This is a genomic window from Stenotrophomonas sp. (genome assembly GCF_059505245.1).
Genome location: NZ_JCACKF010000014.1, coordinates 21,863 through 28,641, shown reverse-complemented (window position 1 = coordinate 28,641; position 6,779 = coordinate 21,863). Strand labels below are relative to the sequence as shown.

The window sequence follows — 6,779 nt, the reverse complement described above, 5'->3', positions numbered from 1 at the left end:
GGCGGGCCGGGCGGGGGGCCGACACCTTGGGTGGTTGGGGGTGCCGGCCCGCCCCCCGGCACTACCCCTTACAGGCGCGCGCCGGTTTCCGGATTGAAGAAATGCAGGCCCTGCGGATGGATCGCCACGCGGATCTGCTCGCCCACCTCGGGCAGCGCCTGCGGCGCCACGCGCATGGTCAGCGCGTGCTGGCCACTGCTCAGGTTGACGAAGATCTCGTTACCGACCGGTTCGATGCCTTCAATGCGTGCGACGAACGCATGCGCATCGTCGGCGGCCGCCGGCTGCAGGTGCTCCGGACGCACGCCCACCGCGATCGGCTTCTGCAGCCAGGCCGGATCGATGGTGGCCTGGCCCAGCGGTGCACGCCACTCACCATCGACCACGGTCACGCCACCGGCATCGCCCTGCAGCGTACCGCGCAGCACGTTCATCGCCGGGCTGCCGAGGAAGCCGGCCACGAATAGGTTGGCGGGGCGATCGTACAGCGCCATCGGCGTATCGATCTGCTGGATGACGCCATCCTTCAGCACCACGATGCGCTGGCCCAGGGTCATCGCTTCGACCTGGTCGTGCGTCACGTAGATCATGGTGGTGCCCAGCTTGCGGTGCAGCTGCGCGATCTCGGTACGCACGCTGTGGCGCAGCTTGGCATCCAGGTTGGACAGCGGTTCGTCGAGCAGGAACACCGCCGGCTCGCGCACCAGCGCACGGCCCAGCGCGACACGCTGGCGCTGGCCACCGGACATCGCCTTGGGCAGCTTGTCCATCATCTCGGTCAGGCCCAGCGTCTGCGCCGCCTCGGCGATGCGCTTGTCGATGGTCGCCTTGTCGTGACCGCGCAGCTTCAGGCCAAAGGCCAGGTTCTCGGCCACGGTCATGTGCGGGTACAGCGCATAACTCTGGAACACCATCGCGATGTCGCGATCCTTCGGCGCCACGTCGTTGACCACGCGATCACCGATGGTCAGCGTGCCGCCGCTGATCTCCTCCAGGCCAGCCACCATCCGCAGCAGGGTCGACTTGCCACAGCCGGACGGGCCGACCAGCACCATCAGCTCGCCATCGGCGACCTCGAAGCTGGCGTCCTTCACCGCGACCTGGCCGTTGTCATAGACCTTGCGCACACCCTGCAACTGCACTTTTGCCATATCACCTATCCGGTCCGCCCGAAGCCGGGCTGTCTTTTGGGACTGCCTCGGCCCTCCCGATGGCAGTGATGATTGCGCGCTTGCCGCATGACGGCGAGCACTGCAATCGAATACAGTTGCCCATTCTGCCATGTAAACGTTTTCACGTGGCACTATCCGATGATCGGTGCGCACCGATCTGCGTCGGCGGTTGAACGAAGGTTCCGCCGAGGCAGTGGTTTCGAATGGAACGGTCTTCCGGCACCCCGGAGAACGCCCCTGACGAACCTCGGACAGGCAGTTGCGCGGATGTCCCCCGAACCCAGCCATGAAGCGATTGACAACGATGTCACCCGGATCTGAAACTCGAGCGATGCACGACACCCTCTTCCTGTTCGGTGCCACAGGTGATCTGGCCCAGCGCTACCTGTTCCCTTCGCTGCTTCGCCTGCTTGGCGACGGCCTGCTGCCGGAGGACTTCCGCATCCGTGCGCTGGCCCTGTCCGGGCATGACACCGAAGCCTTCCATGACATCCTGCGGCCGCGCCTGCAGCAGGCCATGCCGATGGCCACGCAGGACGACATCAGCGCCCTGCTGCGTCGCATCGACTACCGCTCGGTGGACCTGCGCGACGTCGACTCGGTTGCCGCCGCGGTCGCCGACCTCGTGCACCGCAAGTGCGTCAGCTACCTCGCCATCCCGCCGGGCCTGTACATCTCCACCTGCGAAGGCCTGGCCAAGGGCGGCGCCCTCGCCGCGCCGGCACGCCTGATGCTGGAAAAGCCGATCGGCAGCGACAGCGAGAGCGCCGAGGAAATCATCAGCACCATCGGCCAGTGGATCGACGAGGACCGCGTGTTCCGCCTCGACCACTACCTGGGCAAGGCCGCGGTGCAGAACCTGATCGCACTGCGCTTCGGCAACACGCTGCTGGAAGCGGTGTGGAACCGCAACTACATCGAATCGGTGCACATCCTGGTGGCCGAAAGCGAAGGCGTGGATGGCCGCGATGCCTATTACGCCCGCTCCGGCGCACTGCGCGACATGGTGCAGAGCCACATCCTGCAGCTGCTGTGCATGGTGGCGATGGAACCACCGGCATCGCTGGAAGCCGATCGCATCCGCGACGAGAAGGTCAAGGTGCTGCGCGCCCTGCGCCCGCTCGATGCCAGGCACGCCGCGCGTGACAGCATCCGTGGCCGCTACACCGCCGGCACCATCAATGGCCAGCCGGCACAGGCCTACCAGCCGCCGGAAGGCAGCGACGTGGAAACCTTCGCCGGTGTCACCGCGCATATCGACAACTGGCGCTGGAGCGGCGTGCCGTTCCACCTGGTCACCGGCAAGCGCCTGCCCGAGCGCACCACCCGCGTGGTGGTCACGCTGAAGCCGGTCACCCACTGGCTGTTCGAGCGCCCGCAGCGCGCGCAGGCCGCACCGAACCGCCTGGTGTTCCAGCTGCAGCCGCAGGAAAACATCGAACTGGGCCTGATGAGCAGCCTGGCAGGCCCGGAATGGGGCGCGCTGGAGCTGCATCCGCTGGAGCTGGAACTGTCGGTGCCGACCGGCCTGCACCGCCGTATCGCTTACGAACGCTTGTTCCTGGATGCCTTCAACGGCAACCACACGCTGTTCGTGCGCGATGACGAAGTGCGTGCGGCCTGGGCCTGGATCGACAGCGTCGCCGACGCCTGGAAGGACGCCAAGCTGCCGCTGGAGCCCTACCCCGCCGGCCAATGGGGCCCGGGCAATGCGGGCGGGTTCCTGCCGCAGGACCTGGACGCGCCCGACAGCGGAGCGTCGGCATGAGTGCCAGCTCGCAGCCAGTGCTGGTCGCCGACATCGGTGGCACCAACGCGCGCTTCGCCCTGGCCGACACCTCGCTGGACGCACCGCTGCAGAAGGACAGCATCCGCGAGTACGCGGTGGCGGAGTTCCCCTCGCTGGGTGATGCCGCGCGCCACCATCTGGAACAGATCGGCGCCACGGCAAGCCGCGGCGTGTTCGCCGTGGCCGGTCGCGTGGATGGTGACGAAGCACGCATCACCAACCATCCGTGGGTAATCTCGCGCAGCCGCACCGCTGCCATGCTCGGGTTCGACGAACTGCACCTGATCAACGACTTCGCCGCGCAGGCGATGGCGATTTCGCTGCTGCAGCCCGATGACGTGGTCCAGGTCGGTGGGGCTGCCTGGGTACCGGGCAAGCCCGGCCAGCCACGCAACTACGCGGTGATCGGGCCCGGTACCGGGCTCGGCGTCGGCGGCCTGATCATGCGTCACGGCCGTTGCTATCCGCTGGAAACCGAAGGCGGCCATGTCAGCTTCCCGCCGGGAACCCCGGAAGAGATCCGCATCCTGGAGATCCTGTCCGAGCAGTTCGGCCGCGTCTCCAACGAGCGCCTGATCTGCGGCCCCGGCCTGGTCAACATCCATCGCGCCGTGTGCGAGATGGCCGGCATCGATCCGGGCCAGCTGCAGCCGGTGGACGTGACCGCCCGCGCCCTGCACGGCGATCCGCAGGCGATGCGCACCGTGGATGTGTTCTGCGCCGTGTTCGGCGCCATTGCTGGCGATCTGGTGCTGACCCAGGGCGCCTGGGACGGCGTGTTCCTGACCGGCGGGCTGACCCCGAAGATGCTCGATTCGCTGCAGCACTCCGGTTTCCGCCAGCGCTTCGAGCACAAGGGCCGGTTCTCTTCCATCATGGCGCGCGTGCCCTCGTTGGCGGTGATGCATCCCCACGCCGGACTGCTGGGCGCCGCCGCCTATGCCGCCGACGCCGAACGTGACGCACCTGGAGTTGCCGCATGAGCCCCACCACCTTCCACGACGACCGCATCGAGTTCATCAACCATGGCGATGCCGATGGCTGGATCGAAGCCGTTGCCGCCGAGATGGCGCACACCCTCAACCACGACATCAACGAAGTGGGCCGCGCCCGCATCCTGCTGTCTGGCGGCACTACACCGGCGCCGGTCTACCAGGCGCTGGCCGAGTTGGACGTGCACTGGGACCGGGTGGAAGTGAGCCTGGCCGACGAGCGCTGGCTGTCGCCGCAGGATCGCGACAGCAATGCCTGGCTGGTGCGCGAGCACCTGCTGAAACGCGCCGAGGGTGCGCATTTCGATCCACTGGTGCGGATCGGCAAGCCCCTGCCCGAATGCGTGTACACCGCCAACCTGCAGGCACAGCACAGCCAGCCGCCGAGCCTGGTGGCACTGGGCATGGGCAACGACGGCCACACCGCCTCGCTGTTCCCGGGCTCGAAGGACCTCGCCCGCGCACTGGAAAGCACCCTGCCCTATGCCGCGCTGGATGCCACCGGCTGCCCGGGTGCGAACCAGTGGCCGCTGCGCATCACGCTGACCCCGCATGGGCTGCGCCAGTGCCGACAGCGCCTGCTGCTGCTGCGCGGCAAGCAGAAGCTGCAGGTGCTGCGCCAAGCGTTGGACAGCAACGACGCCCAGCAGTATCCGATCCTCAACGCGATCAACCTGGAAGGCGCGCGCCTGCGCGTCCACTGGGCTGATTGATGTCGGCGGCGGTGCCCTGCCGCCGCTTGCCTCTCGCCACCTTGAACGCCGGTAGCCAATGAGCCTCCATCCGCAATTGCAAGCCATCACTGAGCGTGTCATCCGCCGCAGCGCCGCCTCGCGTGCCGCCTACCTGGCCGCGATCGACGCCTCCCTGCGCGAAGGCCCGTTCCGCAGCCGCCTGAGCTGCGGCAACCTCGCCCATGGATTCGCCGCCTGTGGCGGTACCGACAAGAGCCGCCTGCGCGGCGGCGTGACGCCGAACCTGGGCATCATCACCGCCTACAACGACATGCTCTCGGCGCACCAGCCGTTCGAGACCTATCCCGAGCAGATCCGCGAGATCGCCCGCGAGCTGGGCGCCACCGCACAGGTCGCCGGCGGCGTCCCTGCGATGTGCGACGGTGTCACCCAGGGCCGTGGTGGCATGGAGCTGTCGCTGTTCTCGCGCGATGTCATTGCCCAGGCCACGGCCATCGGCCTCAGCCATGACATGTTCGATACCACCGTCTACCTCGGCGTGTGCGACAAGATCGTGCCGGGCCTGCTGATCGGTGCGCTGGCCTTCGGCCATCTGCCGGCGGTGTTCGTACCGGCCGGCCCGATGACCCCGGGCATCCCGAACAAGCAGAAGGCCGAAGTGCGCGAGCGCTACGCCGCCGGTGAGGCCACCCGCGAAGAGCTGCTGGAAGCCGAGTCCGCGTCGTACCACGGTGCGGGCACCTGCACCTTCTACGGCACGGCCAACTCCAACCAGGTGCTGCTGGAAGCCATGGGCGTGCAGTTGCCGGGCGCCTCGTTCGTCAATCCAGGCACGCCGCTGCGCGACGCCCTGACCCGCGAGGCAACCGAACGAGCGCTGGACATCACCGCACTGGGCGACGACTTCCGCCCGCTGGGCCGGATCATTGACGAGCGCGCGATCATCAACGCGGTCATCGCGCTGATGGCCACTGGCGGTTCGACCAACCACACCATCCACTGGATCGCGGTAGCGCGTGCGGCCGGCATCGTGCTGACCTGGGACGACTTCGACGAACTGTCGCAGCTGATTCCGCTGCTGGCCCGTGTCTATCCGAACGGCGAGGCCGACGTGAACCGTTTCGCGGCCGCTGGCGGCCCGGCGTTCGTGTTCGGCGAGCTGATCAAGGCGGGCCTGATGCACGGCGACCTGGTCAGCGTGGCGCGTGGCGGCATGGCCGACTATGCGCGCGAGCCGCAGCTGCGTGACGGCCGGCTGGTCTACCTGCCGGGCCTGGAACACAGTGCCGATGACGAAGTGGTGCGTGGCGTCGACAATCCGTTTGAGCACCAGGGTGGCCTGCGCCTGCTGCGCGGCAACCTCGGCAAGTCGCTGATCAAGCTGTCGGCGGTGAAACCGCAGTACCGAACGATCGAAGCACCGGCGGTGGTGGTCGATGCACCGCAGGTATTGAACAAGCTGCACGCCGGTGGCCTGCTGCCGCAGGACTTCGTGGCGGTGGTGCGTTACCAGGGCCCGCGTGCCAACGGCATGCCCGAACTGCATTCGCTGGCACCGCTGCTGGGCCTGCTGCAGAACCAGGGCCGGCGCGTGGCACTGGTCACCGACGGCCGCCTGTCCGGTGCCTCGGGCAAGATTCCGGCGGCGATCCATGTGACGCCGGAAGCGGCACGCGGTGGTCCGCTGGCCAAGGTCCGCGAAGGCGACATGATCCGCCTCGATGGTGAGGCCGGCACGCTGGAAGTGCTGGTGGACGCGGCCGAGTGGGCCGCGCGTCCGCTGGCCCCGAACACGGCGCCTGCCGCGCATGACCTGGGCCGCAACCTGTTCGCGATCAACCGTCGCGTGGTGGGTCCGGCTGATCAGGGCGCGATTTCGATTTCGTGCGGGCCGGCGGCGGCCGATGGCGGGCCGTGGGAATACGACGCGGAGTACGAGCTGGGGCACGATGCCGCAGCGGCGGCGGCGCCGCATGAGGCAAAAGACGCCTGAAGCGAAAAGCGGCGGCAGGCTTCCCGGCCTGGGCAGTAGAGCGCCCGGGGGGGGGGCCCGGGGAAAACCAAAACATGGGGGGGGGGGGGGGGGGCCAAGCCCCACCCGGGGCCCGCCCCGGCGCGCGAAAACCCCAGG

At 68.1% G+C, this 6,779-nt stretch carries 5 protein-coding genes; 4 read left to right on the top strand and 1 reads right to left on the bottom strand.

From position 1 onward, the window contains the following. Nucleotides 1-68 precede the first annotated feature (68 nt). The gene (locus tag AC5JLE_RS05320) at nucleotides 69-1,151 is read right to left on the bottom strand and encodes an ABC transporter ATP-binding protein (RefSeq protein WP_014646762.1); all 1,083 of its coding nucleotides are present in this window, start codon (nucleotides 1,149-1,151) and stop codon (nucleotides 69-71) included. Nucleotides 1,152-1,503: 352 nt separating this feature from the next. Between AC5JLE_RS05320 and zwf the strand changes: the two genes are divergently transcribed. Genes zwf through edd form a run of 4 tightly spaced genes read left to right on the top strand, consistent with a single transcriptional unit; the run spans nucleotide 1,504 to nucleotide 6,641 of the window. Further along, on the top strand, nucleotides 1,504-2,940 hold the full coding sequence (zwf, locus tag AC5JLE_RS05315) for a glucose-6-phosphate dehydrogenase (RefSeq protein WP_014646761.1): 1,437 nt from the start codon (nucleotides 1,504-1,506) through the stop codon (nucleotides 2,938-2,940). Beyond that, entirely contained in the window at nucleotides 2,937-3,944 is a 1,008-nt protein-coding gene (gene glk / locus AC5JLE_RS05310) for a glucokinase (protein ID WP_014646760.1), read from the top strand. Before zwf ends, glk begins: the two co-directional genes overlap by 4 nt. Then, complete coding sequence (gene pgl, locus AC5JLE_RS05305; protein WP_014646759.1) at nucleotides 3,941-4,666, top strand: 6-phosphogluconolactonase; 726 nt, start codon at nucleotides 3,941-3,943, stop codon at nucleotides 4,664-4,666. Before glk ends, pgl begins: the two co-directional genes overlap by 4 nt. A 58-nt stretch (nucleotides 4,667-4,724) precedes the next feature. Continuing rightward, entirely contained in the window at nucleotides 4,725-6,641 is a 1,917-nt protein-coding gene (gene edd / locus AC5JLE_RS05300; RefSeq protein ID WP_496065092.1) for a phosphogluconate dehydratase, read from the top strand. The last annotated feature ends 138 nt before the right edge of the window (nucleotides 6,642-6,779 follow it).

What these genes read in the sequence shown, in the direction of transcription:
- AC5JLE_RS05320 (WP_014646762.1), bottom strand. Translation starts at nt 1,151, where the DNA reads ATGGCAAAAGTGCAGTTGCAGGGTGTGCGCAAGGTCTATGACAACGGC.
- zwf (WP_014646761.1), top strand. Translation starts at nt 1,504, where the DNA reads ATGCACGACACCCTCTTCCTGTTCGGTGCCACAGGTGATCTGGCCCAG.
- glk (WP_014646760.1), top strand. Translation starts at nt 2,937, where the DNA reads ATGAGTGCCAGCTCGCAGCCAGTGCTGGTCGCCGACATCGGTGGCACC.
- pgl (WP_014646759.1), top strand. Translation starts at nt 3,941, where the DNA reads ATGAGCCCCACCACCTTCCACGACGACCGCATCGAGTTCATCAACCAT.
- edd (WP_496065092.1), top strand. Translation starts at nt 4,725, where the DNA reads ATGAGCCTCCATCCGCAATTGCAAGCCATCACTGAGCGTGTCATCCGC.